At 67.9% G+C, this 23,009-nt stretch carries 23 protein-coding genes; 9 read left to right on the top strand and 14 right to left on the bottom strand.

Annotation, left to right across the window (positions count from 1 at the left end):
- Positions 1-145: 145 nt before the first annotated feature.
- Positions 146-847: an alpha/beta fold hydrolase gene (locus BST15_RS08310; protein WP_046187929.1), complete on the bottom strand. Its 702-nt coding sequence runs from the start codon at positions 845-847 to the stop codon at positions 146-148.
- A 110-nt stretch (positions 848-957) separates the two neighbouring features.
- On the opposite strand from BST15_RS08310, the gene BST15_RS08315 reads away from it, so the two are divergent.
- Together BST15_RS08315 and BST15_RS08320 are read left to right on the top strand one after the other, a co-directional pair.
- On the top strand, positions 958-1,329 hold the full coding sequence (locus BST15_RS08315) for an OB-fold nucleic acid binding domain-containing protein (protein WP_046187930.1): 372 nt from the start codon (positions 958-960) through the stop codon (positions 1,327-1,329).
- Between the two features lie 28 nt (positions 1,330-1,357).
- Positions 1,358-2,032, top strand: coding sequence for a DUF3159 domain-containing protein (locus BST15_RS08320; RefSeq protein WP_046187931.1), 675 nt, complete (start codon positions 1,358-1,360; stop codon positions 2,030-2,032).
- Here the strand turns inward: BST15_RS08320 and BST15_RS08325 are convergent.
- Together BST15_RS08325 and BST15_RS08330 are read right to left on the bottom strand one after the other, a co-directional pair.
- The gene (locus BST15_RS08325; RefSeq protein WP_046187932.1) at positions 2,018-2,680 is read right to left on the bottom strand and encodes a potassium channel family protein; all 663 of its coding nucleotides are present in this window, start codon (positions 2,678-2,680) and stop codon (positions 2,018-2,020) included. The genes BST15_RS08320 and BST15_RS08325 overlap by 15 nt on opposite strands.
- A complete protein-coding gene (locus tag BST15_RS08330) occupies positions 2,677-3,348 on the bottom strand; it encodes a potassium channel family protein (protein WP_188108939.1) in 672 nt (223 codons plus the stop codon). The genes BST15_RS08325 and BST15_RS08330 overlap by 4 nt, the downstream gene beginning before the upstream one ends.
- Positions 3,349-3,451: 103 nt before the next feature.
- On the opposite strand from BST15_RS08330, the gene BST15_RS08335 reads away from it, so the two are divergent.
- Together BST15_RS08335 and BST15_RS08340 are read left to right on the top strand one after the other, a co-directional pair.
- Complete coding sequence (locus BST15_RS08335; RefSeq protein WP_046187934.1) at positions 3,452-5,443, top strand: APC family permease; 1,992 nt, start codon at positions 3,452-3,454, stop codon at positions 5,441-5,443.
- 4 nt (positions 5,444-5,447) lie between these two features.
- Positions 5,448-6,626 (top strand): class I SAM-dependent RNA methyltransferase, encoded by a 1,179-nt coding sequence (locus tag BST15_RS08340; protein ID WP_234708187.1) that lies wholly within the window; start codon positions 5,448-5,450, stop codon positions 6,624-6,626.
- Between the two features lie 12 nt (positions 6,627-6,638).
- On the opposite strand, the gene BST15_RS08345 is transcribed toward BST15_RS08340, so the two are convergent.
- Positions 6,639-7,928 (bottom strand): ArsB/NhaD family transporter, encoded by a 1,290-nt coding sequence (locus BST15_RS08345; RefSeq protein WP_046187936.1) that lies wholly within the window; start codon positions 7,926-7,928, stop codon positions 6,639-6,641.
- A gap of 8 nt (positions 7,929-7,936) precedes the next feature.
- A complete protein-coding gene (locus BST15_RS08350) occupies positions 7,937-8,380 on the bottom strand; it encodes a CBS domain-containing protein (protein ID WP_046187937.1) in 444 nt (147 codons plus the stop codon).
- Between the two features lie 47 nt (positions 8,381-8,427).
- Here BST15_RS08350 and dxs point away from each other — a divergent pair, with 47 nt between their 5' ends.
- A complete protein-coding gene (gene dxs, locus BST15_RS08355; protein WP_046187938.1) occupies positions 8,428-10,341 on the top strand; it encodes a 1-deoxy-D-xylulose-5-phosphate synthase in 1,914 nt (637 codons plus the stop codon).
- On the opposite strand, the gene BST15_RS08360 is transcribed toward dxs, so the two are convergent.
- From BST15_RS08360 to BST15_RS08370, 3 genes are all read right to left on the bottom strand, one after another.
- A complete protein-coding gene (locus BST15_RS08360; RefSeq protein ID WP_046187983.1) occupies positions 10,338-10,754 on the bottom strand; it encodes a PACE efflux transporter in 417 nt (138 codons plus the stop codon). The two genes, dxs and BST15_RS08360, sit on opposite strands and share 4 nt — an antisense overlap.
- A gap of 158 nt (positions 10,755-10,912) precedes the next feature.
- Positions 10,913-12,163, bottom strand: coding sequence for an HRDC domain-containing protein (locus BST15_RS08365; RefSeq protein WP_046187939.1), 1,251 nt, complete (start codon positions 12,161-12,163; stop codon positions 10,913-10,915).
- A gap of 1 nt (position 12,164) precedes the next feature.
- Positions 12,165-12,746, bottom strand: coding sequence for a DUF3000 domain-containing protein (locus tag BST15_RS08370; RefSeq protein WP_046187940.1), 582 nt, complete (start codon positions 12,744-12,746; stop codon positions 12,165-12,167).
- A gap of 231 nt (positions 12,747-12,977) precedes the next feature.
- Between BST15_RS08370 and hemE the strand changes: the two genes are divergently transcribed.
- Genes hemE through hemQ form a run of 3 tightly spaced genes read left to right on the top strand, consistent with a single transcriptional unit; the run spans position 12,978 to position 16,133 of the window.
- Entirely contained in the window at positions 12,978-14,039 is a 1,062-nt protein-coding gene (gene hemE / locus BST15_RS08375) for a uroporphyrinogen decarboxylase (protein ID WP_046187941.1), read from the top strand.
- Positions 14,033-15,397, top strand: coding sequence for a protoporphyrinogen oxidase (locus BST15_RS08380; RefSeq protein ID WP_046187984.1), 1,365 nt, complete (start codon positions 14,033-14,035; stop codon positions 15,395-15,397). Before hemE ends, BST15_RS08380 begins: the two co-directional genes overlap by 7 nt.
- 34 nt (positions 15,398-15,431) lie before the next feature.
- Positions 15,432-16,133, top strand: a complete 702-nt coding sequence (gene hemQ / locus BST15_RS08385) for a hydrogen peroxide-dependent heme synthase (protein WP_046187942.1) — start codon at positions 15,432-15,434, stop codon at positions 16,131-16,133.
- Between the two features lie 98 nt (positions 16,134-16,231).
- Here the strand turns inward: hemQ and msrB are convergent, their stop codons facing one another.
- From msrB to BST15_RS08405, 4 genes are all read right to left on the bottom strand, one after another.
- Complete coding sequence (gene msrB / locus BST15_RS08390) at positions 16,232-16,639, bottom strand: peptide-methionine (R)-S-oxide reductase MsrB (protein ID WP_046187943.1); 408 nt, start codon at positions 16,637-16,639, stop codon at positions 16,232-16,234.
- Complete coding sequence (gene aftC / locus BST15_RS08395; RefSeq protein WP_046187985.1) at positions 16,636-17,910, bottom strand: arabinofuranan 3-O-arabinosyltransferase; 1,275 nt, start codon at positions 17,908-17,910, stop codon at positions 16,636-16,638. The genes msrB and aftC overlap by 4 nt, the downstream gene beginning before the upstream one ends.
- 69 nt (positions 17,911-17,979) lie before the next feature.
- Positions 17,980-19,566: an alpha/beta hydrolase gene (locus tag BST15_RS08400; protein WP_083070894.1), complete on the bottom strand. Its 1,587-nt coding sequence runs from the start codon at positions 19,564-19,566 to the stop codon at positions 17,980-17,982.
- A gap of 10 nt (positions 19,567-19,576) precedes the next feature.
- Positions 19,577-20,359 carry a pyrimidine reductase family protein gene (locus tag BST15_RS08405; RefSeq protein WP_046187944.1) on the bottom strand — a complete coding sequence of 261 codons (783 nt, stop codon included), beginning with the start codon at positions 20,357-20,359 and terminating at the stop codon, positions 19,577-19,579.
- Here BST15_RS08405 and zapE point away from each other — a divergent pair.
- Positions 20,358-21,437 carry a cell division protein ZapE gene (gene zapE / locus BST15_RS08410; RefSeq protein ID WP_046187945.1) on the top strand — a complete coding sequence of 360 codons (1,080 nt, stop codon included), beginning with the start codon at positions 20,358-20,360 and terminating at the stop codon, positions 21,435-21,437. The genes BST15_RS08405 and zapE overlap by 2 nt on opposite strands.
- Before the next feature lie 43 nt (positions 21,438-21,480).
- Here the strand turns inward: zapE and BST15_RS08415 are convergent, their stop codons facing one another.
- Both BST15_RS08415 and BST15_RS08420 read right to left on the bottom strand, forming a co-directional pair.
- Entirely contained in the window at positions 21,481-22,017 is a 537-nt protein-coding gene (locus tag BST15_RS08415; RefSeq protein ID WP_046187946.1) for a hypothetical protein, read from the bottom strand.
- Positions 22,018-22,114: 97 nt separating this feature from the next.
- Entirely contained in the window at positions 22,115-22,861 is a 747-nt protein-coding gene (locus tag BST15_RS08420) for a Clp protease N-terminal domain-containing protein (RefSeq protein ID WP_046187947.1), read from the bottom strand.
- Positions 22,862-23,009: the final 148 nt, after the last annotated feature.

Here is a 23,009-nt window from a genome sequence, read left to right on the forward strand (position 1 = left end):
GACCCGGCGGTTAGCGAGGCTCGACGGAGGAGAGCCGAAGCTGGGCCGCCGTTTGGACCCGGCGGTTAGCGAGGCTCGACGGAGGAGAGCCGAAGCTGGGCCGCCGTTTGGACCCGGCGGTTAGCGAGGCTCGACGCAGGAGAGCTCAGCCAGCGGCGATCATCAACGCTTTCACGCAGGCGTTGCCCAACGCAGTCGGATCGGCGCCGATCTGCTCCAGGGTCACCGTGCACAGCGCTGCATGAGGGGCCGTGGCCGCCCAGTCGGAGGCGGTCTGCAGTGGATGGACCGCATCGTCGACCGCTGCGGTGACGCCCATCGGCACCGGTAGCGAGGCCAACTCGGCGTGTGTCGGTGCGACGTAGCCGGCCGCTTCTTCGAGCGCGTCGGGCAGTTGTGGCCACTGCGCGGTCCAGGATCGGGTCAATTCGTCGCCGAGCCACGCCGGGCTCGACGCCCGCATCTGCGTCACCACCGCGGCCAAGCCGTCGTTGCGCAACTGCCCGGCGCTATAATGCGCAGCCTGAGCGGCCGGTGCGTCGTCAGGGATTCCGGTCCACGCCGGCAACGCGGCCAGTACTCCGACCACTCGCTCGGGACGCTGCAGCGCCCACGCGGCGGCCACCGCGGCGCCGATCGAAACGCCGCCGACAAGGATCGGTCCCGACCGCGTCGCCGCGGCGTCCAGAGCGTCCAGATAACCCTGAATGAGCCGGCCAGGCTGCGGGCGGTGCGTGACCAATTCGGCACCCACCTGCTGCAACGGGAGCAGGAATGCCCGGCGGATGTAGTCGTCGTCGGACCCGGTGCCCGGCAGAACAACGGCCGTCACACCGCGCAGCACCATGCCACCTCTTGATCGTGTTTGGTGTTGTCCGCCACGCGACAGGCCGGTCGTGTGGCATTAGGTAAACAACAGGTCTACCGTAGCGTGCGCACACGATTAAGGGAGAGGGCATGGCTGCTCCGGAAGGGTACCTGCGGCGGCTGACTCGGCGATTGACGGAAGATCCCGAGCTGCGTGACTGCGAGGAGTTGTCCGACGAGGCGCTCAGTACCGGCGCGCAACGAGCGATCGACTGCCAGCGTGGCCAAGAGGTCACCATGGTCGGGGTGTTGCGCAGTGTCGAAGCCAACGCCAAGGGCTGCGTGGGAGGTGTCCGCGCCGAGCTGTTCGACGGCACCGACACGGTGACGCTGGTCTGGCTGGGCCAGCGCCGTATTCCCGGTATCGACTCTGGCCGCACCCTGCGGGTGCACGGCCGAATGGGCAAGCTCGAAAGCGGCAGCAAGGCCATCTATAACCCCCACTACGAAATTCAGCAGTGACGGGACCTGTTGTCGGGCCCGTGCGGCGATGAGTGAGGACTACAGCGCCGAGGGGGCCCAGGGCCCGCAGCGCCTCCTGGAGCAGATCGGCGGGGTCTCCGGCTTGGTCTACTCCTCTTTGCCGATCGTGGTGTTCGTCCCAACCTCCAATTTTTTCGGACTGCGCGTCGCGGTCCTGGCGGCCTTGGGTGTGGCGGCGGCGGTGCTGGCGTGGCGGCTGTTCCGCCGGCAGTCCACCCAGCCAGCGGTATCCGGATTCTTCGGGGTCGCGGTCTGCGCCGTCATCGCCTATCGGATGGGCGATTCCAAGGCGTACTTCCTGCTGGGGATCTGGACGTCGCTGGTGTGGGCGGTGGTGTTCGCTACATCGATCGTGATCCGCCGGCCAGTGGTCGGTTACATCTGGTCGTGGGCCAGCGGCCAGCCTCAGTCCTGGCGCGCGTTGCGCTCGGCGGTCTATGCCTACGATCTCGCGACGCTCACGTGGGTTGTGGTGTTCGGCGCCCGCTTCGTGGTGCAGCGGCTGCTCTATGACGCCGATCAGACCGGCTGGCTGGGAGTGGCCCGCATCGCTATGGGCTGGCCGTTGACGGCGGTGGCCGCAGTGGCCACCTATCTGGCGGTCAAATATGTCCAGCGCGCCCTGGATGCCGAGCCTGCCGCGGAGCAGCCGCAGGCCGAACCTCGGTCAGTGGGCCGGTAACAGCAGCGCGCGCAGCTCGGCCTCGACGCCGTCGGAGGCCACGAACAGCAACTCGTCGCCACCTTCGAGTGGCTCGTCGTCGTGCGGCACGATCACGCGCGTCCCGCGCAGGATGGTGACCAGCGCGGCGTCGCGGGGCAAGGTCAGCTTGCGCACCGGCTTGCCGCCCCACGGCGTGTCGTCCGGCAGCGTGATCTCCAGCAGATTCGCCTGTCCTTTGCGGAACTCCATGAGCCGTACCAGGTCTCCGACCGCGACGGCTTCCTCGACCAAGGAGGCCAGCATGCGTGGGGTAGACACCGCGACATCCACGCCCCAGGCGTCGGTGAACAACCACTCGTTGCGGGGGTCATTCACGCGGGCCACCACCCGAGGTACCGCGAATTCGGTCTTGGCCAGCAGCGACAGCACCACGTTGGCCTTGTCGTCGCCGGTCGCGGCGATCACCACGTCGAAGGACTCCAGGTGCACTGCCTCCAGCAGGCTCAGCTCGCAGGCATCGCCCAGATGCCAGTCCGCGTCGGCGATGTCTTCGATGACGACGTGCTCGGGATTGCGCTCGATCAGCGTCACCTGGTGCTCGCTGTCGATCAGTTCACGTGCGATCGAACGGCCTACGGCGCCCGCCCCGGCTATCGCGACCTTCATTTGTCCAGGTCTTCGCTGGGCGGCAGGGCTGCGATCGCGATGGCCTCGGCCACTCGGCCCGAGACCGCGACGACATACACCTGGTCGCTGGCTTGGATCACCGTCTTGGGCTCGGGCAGTACACCGATCCCGAAGCGGATCAGGAACGCCACCCGGGCATTGGTCGCCGCCTCCAGATCGGTGACGGGACGCCCGATCCAGTCCTCATGCAGCACGACCTCGGCGACGGCCACGGTTCCGGTCGGGTCACGCCACTTGGTGGTCTCGCTCTCCCGAGTCAGCGCGTCGAGCAGCCGGTCGGTGGTCCAGGGCACCGTGGCGATGGTCGGAATGCCCAAGCGCTCGTAGACCGCGGCCCGCTTGGCGTCATAGATGCGGGCCACCACCCGTGACACGCCGAACGTCTCACGGGCCAGACGCGCCGCGATGATGTTGGAGTTGTCACCGGAGGACACGGCAGCGAATGCGGCGGCCTCCTCGATGCCCGCGCGCAGCAGGACATCGCGGTCAAAGCCCATGCCGAGGATTCGCTCACCGTTGAATTCCGGACTGAGCCGGTTGAACGCGGAGCTGTCTCGGTCGATGATCGCAACCTCGTGGCCGATCCGGGACAGTCCATCGGCGACCGAGGCGCCCACCCGGCCGCATCCCATCACAACTACCCGCACGTGCAAGGTCCTTTCGGCCGGTTCCGGCTGGCTTTCGACTGGAGTAGTGCCCGTATGCGGTGAACGCTACCGCCAAGCCCCGGCTGGCTTACCCTTGGCTCTCGTGTCGAAGATTTCCACCGCTGCTCGGCGACTCCTTCTGGGCCGCCCATTTCGCAGCGATCGGCTCAGCCACACGCTGCTGCCCAAGCGCATCGCGCTGCCGGTGTTCGCCTCCGACGCGCTGTCCTCGGTTGCCTACGGGCCCGAAGAGATCTTTCTCGTGTTGTCGGTTGCGGGCCTTGCTGCCTACCGGTTGACGCCGTGGGTAGGTCTGGCGGTGGCGTTCGTGTTCATCACGGTGGTGGCCTCCTACCGCCAGAACGTGCACGCCTACCCCTCCGGCGGTGGTGACTATGAGGTGGTCACCACCAACTTGGGTCCCACTGCGGGCCTGACCGTGGCCAGCGCCCTGATGGTGGATTATGTTCTGACCGTTGCGGTCTCGATCTCGTCGGGGATTGCCAACATCGGCTCGGCCATCCCGTTCATCGCCGAGCACAAGGTTGTGTTCGCGGTGGGGACCGTGATCGTGGTGGCGGCGGCCAACCTGCGGGGTATCCGCGAGTCCGGCACTGCCTTCGCTTTCCCCACGTATGCGTTTATGATCGGGATCTTCGGCATGCTCGGGTGGGGGCTGTTCCAGATCTTCGTGATGGGTCACCCATTGCAGGCGGAGTCGGCCGCCTACAAAATCGACTCCACCGAGGGCGAGTTTGTGGGGGTCGCACTGGTGTTCCTGGTGGCCAAGTCGTTCTCCTCGGGCTGCGCGGCGCTGACCGGGGTCGAGGCGATCAGCAATGGTGTCCCAGCTTTTCGCAAGCCGAAGTCGCGTAACGCCGCCACCACCTTGCTGATGTTGGGTGCGATCGCGGTGACCATGATGATGGGCATCATCGTGCTGGCCAGCGAGACCGGCGTGAAGATCGCCGCGCGCCCGCACGAGCAGCTGATCGGGGCTCCAGCGGACTACGACCAGAAGACGTTGCTGGCGCAGCTGGCCGAAACGGTCTTCCGGGGCTTTCCGCCCGGGCTGTGGATTATCGCCGGGGTGACCGCGCTGATCTTGGCCCTGGCCGCCAACACCGCGTTCAACGGTTTTCCGGTGCTGGGGTCGATCCTGGCGCAGGACTCCTACCTGCCGCGCCAGCTGCACACCCGAGGTGACCGGCTGGCGTTCTCCAACGGCATCGTGTTCCTGGCGGTGGTGGCCATCGCGTTCATCGTGGCGTTCGGCGCTGAGGTCACCGCGCTGATCCAGCTCTACATCGTCGGTGTGTTCGTCTCCTTCACGCTGAGCCAGATCGGCATGGTGCGACACTGGAATCGGTTGCTGCGCACTGAAACCGACCGTGCGAAACGTGTCCAGATGATGCGGTCCCGGGTGGTCAACACCATCGGATTCGTCGCTACCGGGGCGGTGTTGATCGTGGTGATCGCCACCAAGTTCGTGGCGGGCGCATGGATCGCGATCATGGCGATGGCGGTGTTGTTCGGGCTGATGAAGCTGATTCGTCGGCACTACGACGCAGTCAATCTGGAGCTGGCGGCGCAGACGGCCGCTCAAGAGGACCAGGCGGTACTGCCCAGCCGTACCCACGCCCTGGTCCTGGTCTCCAAGCTCCACCTGCCGACCCGCCGCGCGCTGGCCTACGCGCGCGCAACCCGCCCAGACTCTCTGGAGGCCATCACCGTCAGCGTCGATGACACCGAGACTCGAGCGTTGGTCCGTGAGTGGGAGGATAGCGACGTCACCGTTCCACTCAAGGTGATCGCCTCGCCGTACCGGGAAGTCACCCGACCGGTACTCGAGTACGTCAAACGCATCAGTAAGGAGTCGCCGCGGACGGTGGTGACTGTCTACATTCCCGAATACGTCGTGGGTCACTGGTGGGAACAGCTGCTGCACAACCAGAGTGCGCTGCGGCTCAAGACCCGGCTCTTGTTCATGCCGCAGGTCATGGTCACCTCGGTGCCCTGGCAGCTGAACTCCTCGGAGCGGCGCAAGGTCCTGGAACCACACCATGCACCCGGCGATACCCGGAGAGGCTTCTAAAGCAGTGATCGATCAAGAGCTGACGCTGGTCACCGAGGCGCCGGCCAACGGCGGCAGCTGCGTGGCCCGGCACGATGGGCGGGTCGTCTTCGTGCGGTACTCCCTGCCGGGTGAACGCGTGCGGGTACGCATCACTGCCGAGCGAGGGTCCTACTGGCACGGCGAATGCGTCGAGGTGCTCGAACCGGCACCGGGCCGGATCGACTCGTTGTGCCCGATTGCCGGAGTCGACGGTGCAGGCTGCTGCGACCTGGCCTTCGTCGACCCGGCCACGGCGCGGGCACTCAAGGGCGATGTGGTCGCCAATCAGCTGGCCCGGCTCGGTGGTCACGACTGGCGGGGCGAGGCCGAGGCGCTCAGCGATGAAGGCCCGACGGGCTGGCGCAGCCGAGTGCGCCTGGAGGTGGGCGCCGACGGCCGGGCCGGATTTCATCGCTATCACAGCGAGGAGTTGGTCACCGACCTGCATTGTGGGCAGCTGCCGGCGGGAATGACCAAGGGACTGGCCGAGCGGACCTGGCGGCCCGGCGACCACGTGCACGTGGTCGCCGACGACGACGGCGTCCGCCACGTGGTGAGCACCGGCCGTGAGCACCGCCCAGAGGTGATCGAGGGGGATTACCACGCGACGCAGTGGGTGGGCCGGCGCCGCTGGCAGATCCCGGTGACCTCCTTCTGGCAGGCGCACCGGCGCGCAGCGGCGCTCTACAGCGCGCTGATCGCGCAGTGGGCGCAGCCCGCCCCCGGCGGTACGGCCTGGGATCTGTACGGCGGGGCCGGGATCTTCGCCGCGGCGCTGGCCGAACCGGTGGGCGAGTCCGGCCGCGTGCTCAGTGTGGACACCTCCCGAGCGGCCACCGGTGCCGCCCGGGTAGCGCTGGCCGACCTGCCTCAGGTCACGGTGCGTACCGACTCGGTGCGCCGCGCGTTGGGCGGGGAGCGCACCGTGGCCGACGTTGCCGTGCTCGACCCGCCGCGCGCCGGTGCCGGCCGCGAGGTGATCGACCTGCTGGCCGGTGCCGGGGTACCGCGGGTGGTGCACATCGGTTGTGAGGCAGCGGCTTTTGCCCGTGATATCGGCCTGTATCGCGGACACGGCTACAGCGTTGAGCAGATCCGGGTGTTCGACGCGTTTCCGCTCACCCATCACGTGGAGTGTGTGGCGCTGCTGACGCGCGGCTGACTGGGGCGGTGGTCAGCCGAACACGAAGTAGCGCAGCCACAGGTACACCGCAGACAGCGCCACCGAAACAACGGTGACCACAATGCCCTTGCGGGTGAACTCCCAGAACGAGATGGGATTGCCTGACCGGCGAGCGATTCCCAGCATCACCACATTGGCGCTGGCGCCGACCGCGGTCAGGTTGCCTCCGAAGTCAGCGCCCAGCGCCAGCGCCCACCACAGGGAATCGGGATGCACGTCGCTGGGGATGGTGGTGCTCAGCTCGGCCACGATGGGCGTCATGGTCGCGACGTAGGGGATATTGTCGATGATCCCCGACACCGGCGCGGACACCCCCAGGATCCCCAGCGTGGTCAGCAGCGCATTGCCTCCGGTCAGCTCGGTGGCGGTCCTGGCCAGGGCGGCGATCGCACCGGTATCCACCAGGGCGCCGACCATCACGAACAACCCAGCGAAGAACAGCAGCGTCTCCCACTCGACGCCTGACAGGTAGTCCGACCGTTCCAGGCGCGAGATCACGATCAGCACGCCGGCACCCAGCAGCGCCACCACCGAGGGCTCCAGGTGCAGCGCCGAGTGTCCGATGAACGCCGCGAACACCGCGGCGAGGACCAGACCGCACTTGATCAGCAGGCCGCGGTCCCGGATCGCCTCACCCTCTTCCAACGCCATCACATCCGCGACCCGCTCGGGCTCGACCGTGAACGACCCGGGAAACAGCCGGGGCAGCATCGCGACGAACACGACGATGACGATGGCGACGATCGGGGCCAGATGCAGCAGAAAGGAGTTGAACGACAAGCCCGCCCGGCTGGCGATGATGATGTTGGGCGGGTCGCCGACCAGGGTCGCGGCGCCACCGATGTTGGAGGCGAACACCTCTGCCATGAGAAACGGCGCGGCGCTGATCTCAAGACGGTCGCAGACCAGCAGCGTGACTGGGGCGATCAACAACACCGTGGTGACGTTGTCCAGCAGCGCCGACGCCACCGCGGTTACCAGAACCAGCAGGATCATGATCCGCAGCGGCGAGCCTTTGGCGCGCTTGGCGGCCCAGATCGCGATGTATTCGAAGACACCGGTCTGGCGCAGCACGCTGACGATGATCATCATGCCCAGCAGCAGGAAGATGACATCCCAGTCGATCCCGGTCTCGCGGGAGTAGAAGATGTCGTCCGAGGAGATCACCGGCAGTATCACCACAGCTGCGGCGCCGGTGAGCGCTACTAGGGTCTTGTTGATGCGATCGGCGGCGATAAACGCATACGCGATCAGGAACACCGTGACCGCGATATACGCCATCCGCGGTATCAGACCTTCAATGCGGCAGCCAGCAACCGCGACGCGGTGATGACTCCATGCAGTTCACCGTCTTTGACCACGGCGATAAGGGGGCTACGCATTCTGGCCATGGTAGCGGCCACCTCGATGATGGTCTCATTGGCATCGGCGGCCGGAACGTCCTGCAGGTGCTCGGGCAACACGTCGCGCACAGCTTTGCCGCCGAGCTTCTCGGCGGCACGGTCTGCCATCGTTTCGCTGAGCACGCCGGCCAGTGCCGGGTCGTCCTGGACGTAGCTCGGCACGATGAAACGCACCACCTGTGATGCGGGCAACACCGCATAGGGCTTGCCTGCGGTATCGGTCACCACCAGCCCCGGCAGTCGATGCTCGGCCAGCAGCCGGGCCGCGTCCAAAGCATCAGAGTCGATCGACACCACGGGGAATTCCTCGGCGATATCTGCGGCATGCATAGGACGACCATACGGTGGCTGCCCGCCGCGATGCGTAGACTGGCCGGATGCTTGAAGGGATCCGCGGCCCCGCCGATCTGCAGCACCTCTCGCAGGCGCAGCTGACCGATCTTGCGGCGGAGATCCGTGAGTTCCTGATCCACAAAGTCGCCGCGACCGGTGGGCATTTGGGGCCCAATCTGGGTGTGGTGGAGCTGACCCTGGCGCTGCACCGGGTGTTCGACTCGCCACACGACCCGATCATCTTCGACACCGGGCATCAGGCCTACGTGCACAAGATGTTGACCGGGCGTGCTCCCGACTTCGACACCCTGCGCAAGAAGGGCGGGCTGTCGGGCTACCCCTCGCGAGCCGAGAGTGAGCACGACTGGGTGGAGTCCAGTCACGCCAGTTCGGCACTGTCCTATGCCGACGGGTTGGCCAAAGCCTTCGAGTTGACCGGGCACCGCAACCGGCACGTGGTGGCCGTTGTGGGCGACGGCGCACTGACCGGAGGTATGTGCTGGGAGGCCCTGAACAACATTGCCGCGGGCAATCGCCCGGTGGTGATCGTGGTCAACGACAACGGCCGCAGCTACGCGCCCACCATCGGCGGTTTCGCCGACCATCTGGCCGCGCTGCGGCTGCAGCCCGCCTATGAGCGGCTCCTGGAGAAGGGCCGCGCCGCCGTGCGGGGCGTGCCGGTCGTCGGCGAGATCGGCTACCAGGTGATCCACAGCTTCAAGGCGGGCCTCAAGGACGCGTTGGCGCCGCAGGCGCTCTTCACCGACCTGGGCCTGAAGTACCTCGGGCCGATCGACGGCCATGATGAGGCCGCGGTGGAATCGGCGCTGCGCCGCGCGCGTGGCTTCGGTGGCCCGGTGATCGTGCACGTGGTCACCCGCAAGGGCAAAGGCTACGCGCCGGCGGAGAACGACGAGGCCGAGCAGATGCACGCGTGCGGCGTGATCGACCCGCTGACCGGTTATGCCACCGAGACCTCCGGCCGTGGCTGGACCGCGGTGTTCTCCGATGCGCTCATCGAATTCGGCATCAAACGCCGGGATGTCGTGGCGATCACCGCCGCGATGCCCGGCCCCACCGGCCTTGCGGCGTTCGGGCAGCGTTTCCCGGATCGGATGTTTGACGTCGGGATCGCCGAGCAGCATGCGCTCACCTCGGCGGCGGGATTGGCGATGGGCGGCCTGCACCCGGTGGTGGCCGTCTACTCGACATTCCTCAACCGTGCCTTCGACCAACTCGTGATGGATGTCGCGCTGCACCAGCTGCCGGTCACGCTGGTGTTGGACCGGTCCGGGATCACCGGGCCCGACGGTGCGAGTCACAACGGCATGTGGGACCTGTCCATCCTGGGGATCGTGCCCGGCATCCGGGTTGCGGCGCCCCGCGATGGCGTCCGGCTGTGCGAAGAGCTCGGTGAAGCGCTCGACGTGGGGGACGGGCCGACGGCGTTGCGTTTCCCGAAGGGCGATGTGGGCGAAGACATTCCGGCCATCGAACGCCGGTCGGGCGTGGACGTGCTCGCGGTCCCGGCAGATGGCCTGCCCCAAGATGTTCTGCTGGTCGCGGTCGGGGCGTTCGCGCCGATGGCGCTGGCGGTGGCTGACCGGCTGCACAACCAGGGCATCGGGGTGACGGTGATAGACCCGCGCTGGGTGTTGCCCGTGCCCGACGTGCTCGTTGAGATGGCCACCGCGCACAAGTTGGTGGTCACCTGCGAGGACAACGGTGTCGCCGGGGGGATCGGCTCGGCTGTCTCGGCGGCGTTGCGGCGCGCCGAGGTAGACCTGCCCTGCCGCGACGTCGGCGTGCCGCAACGTTTCTACGACCACGCCTCACGTGGGGAATTGCTCGCCGAGATCGGCCTGACCGCACAGGATGTGGCCCGCCAGATCACCGGTTGGGTGGCGGCGATGGGCGCCTCATCTTGCGTCGACGAGGTCACCGAGCGGCTTGACTAGCGTCGCGTTCGAATGGGCGGCCAGATCATGTCGAACACCCACGCGAACGCGAACGTGTAGACCAGGAAGAACGCCAGCAGTCCCAGTTCGAGACTCAACGCCTGCAGCAGGGACACCTTGAGAATCGCGGCCACAATCGGCAGCAGCAGCACCACCAGGCCGCCTTCGAACCCGACTGCGTGGGTGACCCGGCGCGCCACGGTGCGGGTCTGGGATTGTTGCCGGCGCTCCCATGCCTCGAATGCGGTGGTCCAGAGGTAGTTCCACACCACCGCCACTGTCGATGCCGCCACCGCCACGGCACCTGAACTGGTGCCGCCGAAGCCCAGGACGGCCAGACCCACGGTGGTCAGCATGATGGCAACGAGCTCGTAGCTGATGACGTAGACGACCCGGCGAAAAGCTGGTGACACGAAGTCCTCCAAGGAAATCGACCATGGGAAAGTCCTTGACGGTTCGCGTCCACGGTGTGAGTGACGTCAGAAGCACGGGCCGGCCCTTCGGCAGGCGGCTGCTCCCCGGGCAGTCTAGCAACAGCGGCGCGAAGCGTCGGTGCGCGAGAACGCCCCGGTCAGGCGTTGCCGAGGGCCTGTGCCAGCACCGGCACGGTCAGCTGGCGTTGCCATGGCCGGGCACCACCGGCGGCCAAGAACTCCTCGATCGCCACCGCGGTGTCCGATGTCGGGGGTTTCCAGTCCCAGCACAGCCTGCGCACCAGGTCGGGGATGAGCAGATTCTCGGTCGGCACCTGCACCTGCTCAGACACCGCGCCCAGTGCGGCGCGCGCCGCTTCCAGCCGGGCCGCCGCTTCGGGTTTACGTCGCGCCCAGCGCGACGGGGGCGGTGGGCCGCTGCTGGATTCTGCTGCGTCGAGCGGCTCGGGGTTATCGCGGGCCGCGGCCAGCGCCGCCAGCCAGGTGGCCGCGCTTCGACGTTGCCTGGGCCCGCCGAAGACCGGCAGGGCGAGCAATTCCTCGGCGGTGCTGGGGTTGGCGACGGCCGCGGCGATGATCGCCGAGTCGGGCAGGATGCGTCCGGGCGCGATGTCACGTCGCGCCGCGATCTGGTCACGAACGGTCCACAGCTCTCGAACCGCGGCCAGGCCGCGCTGATCGCGGACCTTGTGGATGCCCGATGTGCGCCGCCAGCGGTCTCGACGCGTGGTCGTCGCGTAGTCGGTGACCCGAAGGTGGTTGAATTCCTGTGCTGCCCAGTCGGTTTTGCCCTGCTCGGCCAGCACGTCGGCGATCGCGTGACGGAGTTCGATGAGCACCTCGACGTCCAGTGCCGCATAGTTCAACCAGTCGGCGGGCAGCGGCCGCTTGGACCAGTCGGCGGCCCCGTGTCCTTTGTCCAGTCCCAGCCCCAACAGTCGTTGCACCATGGCGGCCAGGTTGACCCGCTCGTAGCCGGCCAGTCGCCCGGCAAGTTCGGTGTCGTACAACGCCTTGGGCCACATCCCGACCTCGGCCAGGCAGGCCAGGTCTTGGTCGGCGGCGTGCAGAATCCACTCGTCGTCGTCGAGGACTTCGGCGACTGGGCGCAGCAGGGCCGCCGGATCCTCTCCCGCTCCCACCGGATCGATCAGCACCGTGCCGGCGCCGGCACGCCGGATCTGGATCAGGTAGGCCCGATTGGAGTAGCGGAAGCCCGAGGCACGCTCGGCGTCCACCGCGAATGGGCCGCGGCCACCGGCCAGTAGGTCGGCGGCGGCGGCGATCTGCGAGCGGGTGACCGACACGTCCGGCACTCCCTCGGCAGGATGGGACAGCGGTGTCGGCGCGGGCTCGTCGGTGGCCGGTTCGGTGTGGTGCTCGGACATCTCAGACGCGGGTTCGCGAACTCAGGTCCGTGATCCCGACCGGCGGGAGGCCCGCGGCGTGTTCGAGGACTTCGCAGAATGCCTGGACATGGCTGCCCAGCTCCGGTGTGGTCGCCGTCCACGATGCGCGAAGCTCCAACTGGTGCCCCCGCGGCGGGCCGGAGATGTCGCCGTAGCGCACCGAGGTGGTGGCGGTGACTGTCCCGCCCAGCGCGGTGACGTGCTCAGTGCGGGCACCGAGCGCCTCGACCAGCCAACTCCAGGCCACCTCCGGCAGCAGGGGGTCGATCGCCTCGTGCGGATCCAGATCTGCCTGGATGAAGGCCACCATGCGCATGGTGCCGTCCCAGGCGTCGGTGCCTTCCGGGTCGTACAGCAGGATCAGCCGTCCGAACGCATCGCCGTCGGAATCTTCCGGAATGATCTCGGTCTCGGGATGCTTGACTTCGGCGCCGAGCGCATAGCTGTACGGAGCCAGGCGCTGGGGAGGGCGGATCGGGCCCAGTTCGATCTCGGACCGCACCGTCGCGGCGTGCATCGTTGCCACCGCTTCCCGGAAGGGGGCAGGCTCGGCTGATGTCACGGGTGCCGCTCCTTAACTGCTAGCTGTGCGCCGCGTCTTCAACGGCCGACACCCAGGTTGATGTTGCGCACCGCCGCGACGCGGGTCACCGAATCTCACGCTAACCCCCAGCGCCGGCCGGCGCAGACAGGCGCGCCGAACCGGGCACCGTTCGGAGTTGGGCAAGCCGGACCGCCGCAGGAAACGGCACGGTTCGTCCTGAGGCCGCGCGGCGTGGCAGCATTGACCGCGATGAGTGCGCGTCGTGAACTGCCTGATTCCCCGTACCTGACCGCGATTGCCGGCCGGAAACCCAGCCGGGTCCCGGTCTGGTTCATGCGCCAGGCCGGCCGCTCTTTGCCCGAATACCGCGCGTTGCGGGCACAGCACAGCATGCTGGCGGCCTGCTTCGAACCCGAACTGGTCTGTGAGATCACCCTGCAGCCGGTACGGCGCCATCGTGTCGACGCCGCGATCCTGTTCTCCGACATCGTGGTACCGCTGCGCGGCGCCGGGGTGGACCTGGACATCGTTCCCGACGTGGGGCCGGTGATCGCTGAACCGGTACGCACCTCGGCCGACGTCGCTGCGCTGCGGCCGCTGGACCCCCAGGCGGTGACGGCCGTCGCCGAGGCGGTGTCGTTGCTGGTTGGCGCGCTGGGCGAGGTGCCATTGATCGGCTTCGCCGGTGCGCCGTTCACGCTGGCCTCTTATCTGGTCGAGGGCGGGCCCAGCCGGACTCATGCCCGCACCAAGGCCATGATGCGGGCGGATCCGGACAGCTGGCATGAGCTGATGACCCGCCTCACCGACCTGACCATCGCCTTTCTGACCGTGCAGCTTGACCACGGCGTGGACGCCATCCAATTGTTCGACTCCTGGGCCGGCGCGTTGTGTCTGGCCGATTACCGGCGTTTCGTGGCGCCGCACAGCGCTCGGGTGTTTGCCACCCTCGCCGACCGGCAGGTGCCCATGACGCACTTCGGGGTGCAGACCGGCGAGTTGCTGGGCGCCATGGCCGACGTCATGCGCCCCGCCCCGGCGACGATGGTCGGTGTGGACTGGCGCACGTCCCTGACGGATGCCGCCGCCCGCGTCGGCGCCGGAACCGCCCTCCAGGGCAACCTGGATCCGGCGGTGCTGCTGGCGGGCTGGCCGGTGGTCGAGCGGGCGGCCCGCGCCGTGGTCGAAGACGGCCGCGCCGCCGTCGACGCCGGAGCGGCGGGGCACGTGTTCAACCTCGGACACGGCGTGCTGCCGCAGTCGGATCCCGAACTGCTGACCGACCTGGTATCGCTGGTCCATTCATTGTGACCACGTCGTACTGCGTTGTCGGGGGCGGCATCTCCGGTCTTGCCGCCGCCCACCGACTGCGTGCGACACTCGGCGACTCCGCCGACATCACGGTCTTCGATCCTGCCGACCGCCTGGGCGGCCTGCTGCGCACCGAGGCCCTCGGTGGCATGAGCGTGGACGTGGGCGCCGAGGCATTCATCGCCCGCCGGCCCGAGGTTCCCGCCCTACTTGCTGAACTCGGGCTGGCCGATCGGCAGCGCAGTACCACCGGGGTGCGGCCACTGCTGTACAGCCGTCGGTTGCTGCACCCGCTCCCGCCGGACACCCTGAGCGGGATTCCCTCGTCAGCCGAATCGATGACCGGGCTGGTCGACGCCACGACCCTTGCCCGCATCGCCGGTGAACCCAACCGCCCGCTGGTATTCGAGCCGGGTAGTGATCCGGCGCTGGGTGCATTGGTGGCCGACCGGTTCGGTGAACAGGTGGTCGCCTGCTCGGTGGACCCCCTCATCGGCGGCGTGTACGCCGGGTCGGCGGCGACCGTTGGACTGCGTTCGGCTGTCCCGGGCCTGGCAGCCCTGCTCGATGAGGGCGCCGCCAGCCTGACCGAAGCGGTACGACGGGCATTGCCCACCTCTACCGGGGCGCCGGTGTTCGGCGCCATCACCGGGGGATATCAGGTGTTGGTCAACGCGCTGGTGCGCAGTGCCGGGCTGCGCTGGGTGCAGTCGGCGGTAACCCAGATCGATCCCCTCGGTGACGGCTGGCTGCTCCGGGACGCCGGAGGCGGACACCACCGCGCCGACCGGGTGGTGGTGGCCGTACCCGCCCCCGTGCTGGCCCGGCTCGCCACCGGCTTCGCGCCGCGTGCCGCGGCGGCGGCCAGCCGGATCGGCAACGCCTCGTCGGTGGTGGTGGCGATGGCCGTGCCGGCGGGCGCAGCCTTCCCGGCCAACTCCGGGGTTCTGGTCGCCACCGGGGAACGGCTGCACACCAAGGCGATCACCCTGACGTCGCGCAAGTGGGGCGATCGGGGTTACGGCGGGCGGGTAGAGGTGCTGCGATTGTCCTTCGGCCGGTTCGGTGACTCGCGCACCAGTGCCTCCGACGCCGAGCTGGTGGCGTGGTCGGTGCGGGACCTGGAGGCCGTCTTCGGGGTCACGGTGGACCCAATCGATGTGCGTGTGCAGCGCTGGCCTGCGGCGATGCCCCAATATCGGTCCGGCCACGCGGGGCTGGTCAGCGGGCTGCGCGCCGCGCTGCCGCCGACCATCGCCGTGGCCGGAAACTATCTCGACGGCATCGGAGTTCCGGCCTGCATCGCCGCGGCCGATCGGGCCGCCGCAGCCGTGATCCGCGCCACCCCGGCGCCGTAGAGAACGCCGGACGCGTCGTGGCAGCATAGGGGCCATGGCGCACCTCGACTACGACAAGCTGAACTCAACCCTCCGTTACGTGATGTTCTCTGTGTTCTCGGTTCGTCCCGGAGTGCTCGACGAGGGGACCGAGACTCGTGAGGCGGTCGCCGACCAAGCCGCCACCTACCTGAAACAGCAGGAAGAGCGTGGCGTCGTGGTCCGCGGGGTGTACGACGTCGCCGGCCTGCGCGCCGATGCCGACTTCATGATCTGGACCCACGCCGAGCGCATCGAGGACCTGCAGGCCACCTATGCCGGGTTCCGGCGTACCGCGCTGGGCCGGGCCTGTAAGCCGGTGTGGAGCAACGTTGCGCTGCACCGGCCGGCCGAGTTCAACCGGAGTCACGTCCCGGCATTCATCGCCGGTGAGCCGGCAGGCGCCTACGTCTGCGTTTACCCGTTCGTGCGATCGCTGGAGTGGTACGTCCTTCCCGAAGAGGACCGCCGCCGCATGCTGGCCGAGCACGGGATGGCGGCCCGGGAGTACAAGGATGTGCGGGCCAACACCGTGCCTGCGTTCGCGCTGGGTGACTACGAGTGGATCCTGGCGTTCGAGGCGCCCGAACTCGACCGGATCGTCGACCTGATGCGCGACCTGCGTAACACCGAGGCCCGCCTGCACGCCCGAGAGGAGACGCCGTTCTTCACCGGCCCCCGGGTCGAGGTTGAGCAGCTGGTGGCGTCCCTGCCGTAGTACGGCGACGCGCCGCTCCACCCGGAAAACCGCAACGCGCTATCGGCGTGTCCCGTCGTCAGATTCCTGCTCGCCGGCAGACGAGACGATCGGCGTCGTCAGGTCGACGGCACCAGCCGCAGACAAATCGAGTTGATGCAGTAGCGCTGGTCGGTTGGGGTGGGGTAGCCCTCGCCGGTGAACACGTGCCCGAGATGGCTGTGGCAGGACGCGCACAGCACCTCGGTGCGAGCCATACCCAGTGAGTTGTCCGTGCGCAGGATCACCGCGTCGGAGTCGGCCGGGTCGAAAAACGACGGCCAGCCGCAGTGCGAGTGGAACTTCTCGGTGCTGCGGAACAATTCGGCGCCGCACGCCCGGCACTCGTAGACACCCTCGGTGGTGGTGTCGGTGTATTCGCCGGTATTGGGCGGTTCGGTACCGGCGCGGCGCAGCACCGCGAACTCTTGCGGGGTCAGCTTCGCGCGCCACTGGTCGTCGGTGAGGGACACCTTGGGAGACGTCATGCCTCCACGGTAGCTTTCGGCGGTTCTGACGTCAGCCACGCCGGATCGATGCCTTCGTCCAGACGGCCCTGCTCCTTGGCGTCCAGGTAGCGATAGCACAACACCGTGCACACCACGATCAGCAGCAATGACCAGCCGTAGGTGATCTTGAGGTAGTCCAGGGGCCGCCCGACATTCATCCAGCGGAAGATCAGCCACTTGTCTAGGGTCATGAACCCGTAGACACCCAGCCACGCCGGCCAGTTGCGCAGCACCGAATTGGGCAGCACCACGGTCATCAGGAACGGGAACAACACGATCGAGTAGTAGCCCTGGCCCAGCGACAGGACCAGAAACGACGCGGTCAGCAGCACACCGGAGGACGTCAGCAGCCAGAACCGCGCGTCGCGGGTGCGGTAGTAGCGGTAGAGCAGCCACAAGCTGACGGCGGCCAGTGCGGTGAACAGCACCCGGAGGAACAGGATGAGACCCGACGGCAGCCCGAAGAACACGCCGTTGCCCAGGATCGAGGAGTTGAAGTAGTCGCGCGTTCCCATGATGTAGGGAACGGTGTGGGTGAAGTAGCTGGTCGGGTCGCTGGCCAGCGGGAACGCGACCACGTTGAACAGCACCGGCATGGCCACCGCCCCCACCAACGGGCGCCACTGCCGGTTCAGCAGCGGCAGCAGCAGCAGCGGAATCAGGACGGGTTTGACCACCACGGTCAGGCCGATCGCGATACCGGCCCACCATTGGCGGCTGGCCCGGCCGTCGAGCACCCAGCGTAGGAACAACACTTCGGCCAGCAGGATCACGCCGTTGATGTTGGTGAACACCAGTGTGCTGCTCACGCTTTCGGTGAGGAACATCGCTGCAAGCAGGGCGGGCGCCGCAACCGAGCTCAGTCCGAATCCGAACATCCTCAGCAGCAGATAGGCGGCGAGCACGATCGCGATCGTGTTGGTGGCGATGAACGTGTACCGCGACAGGGTCTCGGGCAGATACCCGAACGGCGACATCAGCAGGGTGCCGCCGGGGGAATACAGATAGTGGGGGTCGACGTAGTCGAAGTGCTCGTTGTAGATGTCCAGGCCCTGACGGAAGTTCAGCACCGCCCGGTACACCGGCTTGAAGTCATCGGTGATGTTGCCGTTCAGCGGCAACACGATGGCGCGGTGGATCAACGACATGATGGCCACCGGCCACAGCACCGAACGCAGGACCGTCGCGGTGCTGGGCGGGGACGTGGGTGGCCGGAACGCGGCCAGCAGGGCGGTGCTCGCCCGGTGCATCAAGGAGTCGGCTGCCGTCACCAGCGAACCGTACCCCGGACCGGGATCGGTGGTCCGGATCAGGCTGTGTCAGGCGGGGCAGTAGACGTCGGTCTCGGGCAGTTTGCCGCTGTCGAGGTAGCCGATCAGCGGCGGCAGGGTGCACGACGAGTACACCGCAGCGCCGTGGCCGATGCCCTGCCACATCACGCGCTTGCTGGTCGCCCCCGCGTTGATGACGGCTGCCGCGGTGGCGGCCACGCCCTCCTCGCCGACGATCGGATCGTTTTGCACCCCCAGCAGCAGGACGTCGATCTTGAGTTCCTTCGGCGGTTCGGGGGTGCTGCTGCTGGGCCAGCTCAGACACTGCGTCATGTCGAGGGCTCCGACGGCGCCGAACTGCGGGTACTCCTTGCCCCAGGCGACCACCAGTTCCCGGATTCGGTCCGGGGTGGCGCGGTTGAGGGCATCGGCGCAGTAATTGATGAAGCGGCCGTCGCTTCCGGACGTGCCCTGGGCCCGGTTGATCAGATTGTTGAGCAGGTTGGTATCGCCGGAATTGGCCGAGGCCAGCGCCTTGGCCAATTCGTTGGTGGTGTTCACGCGGTCGCCGGTGGGATAACCCAGGGCAGTGACGATCGCGTTGGTGACCGCGGCGACCGACGCGCCGCCGGGGCCATGCCCAGCGCGCGCCGCGCCCAGCAGCGCGTCGACGGCGGCCTTCGGGTCGGGGCCAAGTGCACAGCTGACCGCGAGGCACTGGGCGGCGAACGCTTCGAACGCAGCCTCTTGGCCTTTAACCCGCTCCTCGGCGGCGGATTCTGCGGCCGCGCCCAGGGGGATGGGGGAGTCCAGTGCCAGCCGGGCCACCTTGCCCGGATGCGACGCGGCGTACGCCAGCGCGACCTGTGCACCGTTGCCGATACCGATCAGCGACAGGGCCGGAATGTCCCAGATGCTGCGCAGCCGTTCGAGGTCGGTGGCGGCGTGGGTGTTGTCGTAGGAGGATTCTCCGGGCGAGATGGAGTCGGTGCAGTCGGTGGTGGCCTCCATCGTGACGGTGGCCAGGCTGGCCACCGGGTCGTCGCCGGGGGAGAACTGCGCCTGGTTCCACATGGTGTCGCGCTGGCTGCGGTCACGGCAGTCCACCGGGCTGGACATCCCGAGGCCCCGCCGGTCCACCGCGACGATCGGGTGGCTGGCGAGAACGTCCGCTCCGGCACGCGACAGCCAGATCGGCAGCTGCAGTGACGACGGCAGGTCCCAGCCGGTGGTGAACACCACCGGGCCCGCATCTGCTGGGGTCTGCACCGATCGGGCCCGCACCACCCCGATGCTGATCGGGCTGGAGCCACCGCCCAGTGGGTCGATGTCGGCGTCGTAGCTCGCGCAGTCCAGCCGAACACCGGGCGTGGCCGGCAAGGCGGCGTCTCCGAATACCCGAGCCGTGCACTCGTGCCAGGGCAGGTCGTTCTTGGGCACCTCGACCGGGGGTGGACCGGCCTGATCCGGGGTGGATTCGGGTTGCCCCTGGGCCCCGGCCCCGGAATTGGTCGCGAAACGCGGATTGGCGGCCAGCCCCGGTGCGCAACCGGCCAGCAGGGGCACGGACCCGGTCAGTACGGCGGCCGCTGCCGTCACCGCCGCGATCCGGGCGAGCCTCGAAGAGCTGGTCATGCCTGTCACCTTATAGGCGCCCGGCCGCGACGTAGCGGCCGTAGAGGTAGCCGGATTCGTCGGCGAGCAGATGCGCGCAGCGCAGCGGGGTCCTGAGCTCGCCCGTACCCGTGGCGATGCGGCGGGCGAGCCCACCGACCAGGAAAGGCGCCATCGTCAGGCACAGTTCGTCAAGCAGTTCGCGTTCGATGAAGGACCCCATCAGGGTGGGCCCGCCTTCGGTGAGCACCCGGTAGTGGCCCCGATGGGCCAAGGCGTTCAGCAGCACCGCCGCATCGACGCGACCGGGGTCATCTGCGGAGCAATCCACCACGTCCGCCCGCCCGGTCAGTCGCCGGCGGGTGTCCTCGGCGGCCGCAGCGCAGGTCAGCACCAGCGGCGTCGTCTCGGTGTCGGTGAAGACGCGCATGTCCCGGTCCAATCGGCCGGACTGCGTCACGATGGCCAATCGCGGCACCTCGGACTGTCCACGGTCGCGGCGGCCCTGGCGTTGCGCCACGCTCAGTCGTGCGCCGCCGTAGTTCTCGACCCGGACTGTTCCGGCGCCGACCACGACGACGTCGGCCAGTGCACGCAGCAGCATGAACAGGGTCCGATCGCCGGGGCCGGCCAGCCCGCCGGAGGTACCGGCGACAGTCGCGCCGCCGTCGATGCTGCCGATGAAATTGGCCCGCAGCCACACTCGTGCTTCGGCCGCCTCGGGGTAGGCGTAAAGCCGGCCCAGCTCGACGTCATCGACGGGGGACGTCGAGCCCAGCAGGGTGAATCCGGGGTCTGCGCTGAGGTCGGACATGACCTCGATTGCATCATGTGGCTACAGTTCGTGCGTGTCTAATCCCGCCTCCGAGTCGATTCCCCACCTGGTGGACCGGCATCCGGCGGTCTCCCCGGAACGGTTGATAGCGCAGCTCAAGCCCCCGCCGACGTTCGCCGGCGCCCGCTTCGGCAGCTACCGGCCGGATCCGGCGCAACCGAGTCAGGCGGCCGCGGTCGCCGCGTGCACCACGTTCTGCACGCAGGCTCTGGCTCGGCGTGCCGGGCGGCGCAGGCTGTTGGGGCGCCGCGAGGTCCTTCCGGGTGTGGGCATCTACCTCGACGGTGGTTTCGGTGTCGGCAAGACTCACCTGTTGGCCTCGGTCTATCGCGAGATCACCGATGCTCCTGGGGCGCAGCCGCACCAGACGGCGTTTGCGACGTTCATGGAGCTGACTCAGCTGGCTGGGGTCTTCGGCTTCACCGAGTGCATCGAGTTGCTCGGTGGCTACACCGTGGTCTGTATCGATGAGTTCGAGCTCGATGATCCCGGGAACACCACGTTGGTGTCGCGGCTGCTGTCCGAACTGGTGGCGCGTGGCGTGTCGATTGCCGCGACCTCGAACACTCTGCCCGACCAGCTTGGCGAGGGGCGTTTTGCGGTCCAGGATTTCTTGCGCGAGATCAGTGCCCTGGCAAGCATCTTCACTCCGGTACGGGTCGACGGACCCGACTATCGGCATCGGGATCTCCCGCCGGCACCCGAGCCGCCGTCGGCTCAGCAGATCGCTGAGCGCGCGGCGGCTCAGCCCGGTGCCACGCTGGACGACTTCGATGGGCTCTGCGCGCATCTGGCCACCATGCACCCGTCGCGGTATCTGACCCTGATCGAGGGCGTCAGCGCGGTGTTTCTCACCGGGGCGCACCCCATAGAGGATCAGAACGTGGCGCTGCGGCTTGTGGCGCTCACCGACCGGCTGTACGACGCGGGTATCCCGGTGGTGGCATCCGGGACCAAGCTGGACGGCATTTTCAGCGCGGAGATGCTGGCCGGCGGCTACCGCAAGAAGTATCTGCGGGCCACGTCACGACTGTTGGCGTTGAGCAGCGGGGGTTAGCGAGGCTCGACGAAGGAGAGCCGAAGCTGGACCGCCGACTGACTCACAGATTCCACTGCGCCAGGCGCAGGCCGGTGTTGCGCGACAGCATCACCACGTGGGTGACCAAGCCGCGGTAGACATCCCAGTAGACCCCGCCGTCCACGGTGGAGCCCGCGGGCGCGTTGGTCAGCACCGCGTCCAGCGTGGTCGGGTCATCGGTGTGCTTGGACACGTAGGCGTCGCCGCCGGGAGTGATGCCGTCGAAGGTCACCGAGGCAGCCATGATGTAGGGGTTGGGCACCGAGATCGGGTGAACGGTGACGTTGGCGCGCCACGGCCCGCCCTGGTTGCGCCAGCGCGGCGAACCGTTGGCACCCCAGCCCGGCGGGATCTCGCTGGGCACTACGTCATGCACGGTGACGTCGGCGACGATGGGGCCGAATGCCTCGTCGTGGTAGGAGATGCGCAGGGTGTCGCCCAGACGCCCGATCGGAGCCTCCGGGGTGGTGGTCGGCGTGGCGTACCCCGCGGCCGGCGTCATCAACGCGGCCAGCGCGGTGATGACTGAGGTGACCAGGGCCAGAATCCAGCGTTGCATCGTGTCCTCTTCGTTTGCCTCTGGGCATGATGGCACATCGGGATCGCGGGTGCAGCAGCCTTGGGTCGGTGGGTTCGCCGAGCGGCGGGAATCGCGCTCAGCGCGGGGTTTCAGCGTCGGGGGCAGCTCGGTCTGCGGTGAGCGCCGCCAAGGCGTGGCTCAGGTCGGCCTCTGCCCGGTCCCGGTCGACGCCGGCGCGATGCAGCGGGCCGTCGCCGTCCTCTGCCTCCAGGAGCGCCAGCAGAAGGTGCTCGGTGCCGATGTAGTTGTGGCCGAGGCGAAGCGCGGTGCGAAAGGTCAACTCCAGAGCCTTGCGTGCTGGGCCGCTGAACGGGATCAGCGCCGGTGATTCGGCGCCGCCCGCCGGCGCGGTGACGGCGGCTGCGAGATCCGTCGTGTCGATCTGCTGCGCGTTGAGCAGTGCGGTGGCCAGCGCGTCCTGATCGTTGAGGAGCCCCAGGATCAGATGCTCGGGGGTGATCTCGGTGTGGTGGGCACGATGGGCGGCGTTCTGAGCCGCCACGACCGCGTTACGTGCTCGCGGGGTGAAGCGCGCGAAACCCTGGGAGGGATCGAGAGCGGCGGTCTCGGGCCGCGGCACGAACCGCTTCTGGGCTGCCTGCTTGGTGACACCCATGCACTTGCCGATATCGGTCCAGGACGCGCCTGAGCGCCGAGCCTGGTCGACGAAATGGCCGATCAGGTGGTCGGCGACCTCTCCGAGATGTTCGGCGGCCAGCACGGCGTCTGTCAGGCGCTCCAGGGGGTTGTCGTGCACGCCGGTGATGGCATTGATCAGGTCGTCGAGGCGGACGGTTGGGTGTATGGGCGTTGCATCGGCCATAACCGTCAACTCTAGGTTGACGATTCACCGTGCGTCAACCCCTAGTTGACGCACGGTGGTTCGAGTGATCTGGGAATTCGCCGCGTCGCCAAATGTGATCTTCGTTATAACTGAGCTACAGGCGTAGCTAATAATGCGGCGCACCGTC

Source organism: Mycolicibacter arupensis (assembly GCF_002086515.1).
Classification (GTDB): Bacteria; Actinomycetota; Actinomycetes; order Mycobacteriales; family Mycobacteriaceae; genus Mycobacterium; species Mycobacterium arupense.

Bases quoted from the DNA above. Each gene is read 5' to 3' on its own strand.
- BST15_RS08315 (WP_046187930.1), top strand. From the start codon at position 958: ATGGCTGCTCCGGAAGGGTACCTGCGGCGGCTGACTCGGCGATTGACG.
- dxs (WP_046187938.1), top strand. From the start codon at position 8,428: ATGCTTGAAGGGATCCGCGGCCCCGCCGATCTGCAGCACCTCTCGCAG.
- aftC (WP_046187985.1), bottom strand. From the start codon at position 17,910: ATGCACCGGGCGAGCACCGCCCTGCTGGCCGCGTTCCGGCCACCCACG.
- hemQ (WP_046187942.1), top strand. From the start codon at position 15,432: ATGGCGCACCTCGACTACGACAAGCTGAACTCAACCCTCCGTTACGTG.
- BST15_RS08350 (WP_046187937.1), bottom strand. From the start codon at position 8,380: ATGCATGCCGCAGATATCGCCGAGGAATTCCCCGTGGTGTCGATCGAC.
- msrB (WP_046187943.1), bottom strand. From the start codon at position 16,639: ATGACGTCTCCCAAGGTGTCCCTCACCGACGACCAGTGGCGCGCGAAG.
- BST15_RS08310 (WP_046187929.1), bottom strand. From the start codon at position 847: ATGGTGCTGCGCGGTGTGACGGCCGTTGTTCTGCCGGGCACCGGGTCC.
- BST15_RS08320 (WP_046187931.1), top strand. From the start codon at position 1,358: ATGAGTGAGGACTACAGCGCCGAGGGGGCCCAGGGCCCGCAGCGCCTC.
- zapE (WP_046187945.1), top strand. From the start codon at position 20,358: ATGACCTCGATTGCATCATGTGGCTACAGTTCGTGCGTGTCTAATCCC.
- BST15_RS08405 (WP_046187944.1), bottom strand. From the start codon at position 20,359: ATGTCCGACCTCAGCGCAGACCCCGGATTCACCCTGCTGGGCTCGACG.
- BST15_RS08420 (WP_046187947.1), bottom strand. From the start codon at position 22,861: ATGGCCGATGCAACGCCCATACACCCAACCGTCCGCCTCGACGACCTG.
- BST15_RS08400 (WP_083070894.1), bottom strand. From the start codon at position 19,566: ATGACCAGCTCTTCGAGGCTCGCCCGGATCGCGGCGGTGACGGCAGCG.
- BST15_RS08345 (WP_046187936.1), bottom strand. From the start codon at position 7,928: ATGGCGTATATCGCGGTCACGGTGTTCCTGATCGCGTATGCGTTTATC.
- BST15_RS08325 (WP_046187932.1), bottom strand. From the start codon at position 2,680: ATGAAGGTCGCGATAGCCGGGGCGGGCGCCGTAGGCCGTTCGATCGCA.
- BST15_RS08365 (WP_046187939.1), bottom strand. From the start codon at position 12,163: ATGTCCGAGCACCACACCGAACCGGCCACCGACGAGCCCGCGCCGACA.
- BST15_RS08415 (WP_046187946.1), bottom strand. From the start codon at position 22,017: ATGCAACGCTGGATTCTGGCCCTGGTCACCTCAGTCATCACCGCGCTG.
- hemE (WP_046187941.1), top strand. From the start codon at position 12,978: ATGAGTGCGCGTCGTGAACTGCCTGATTCCCCGTACCTGACCGCGATT.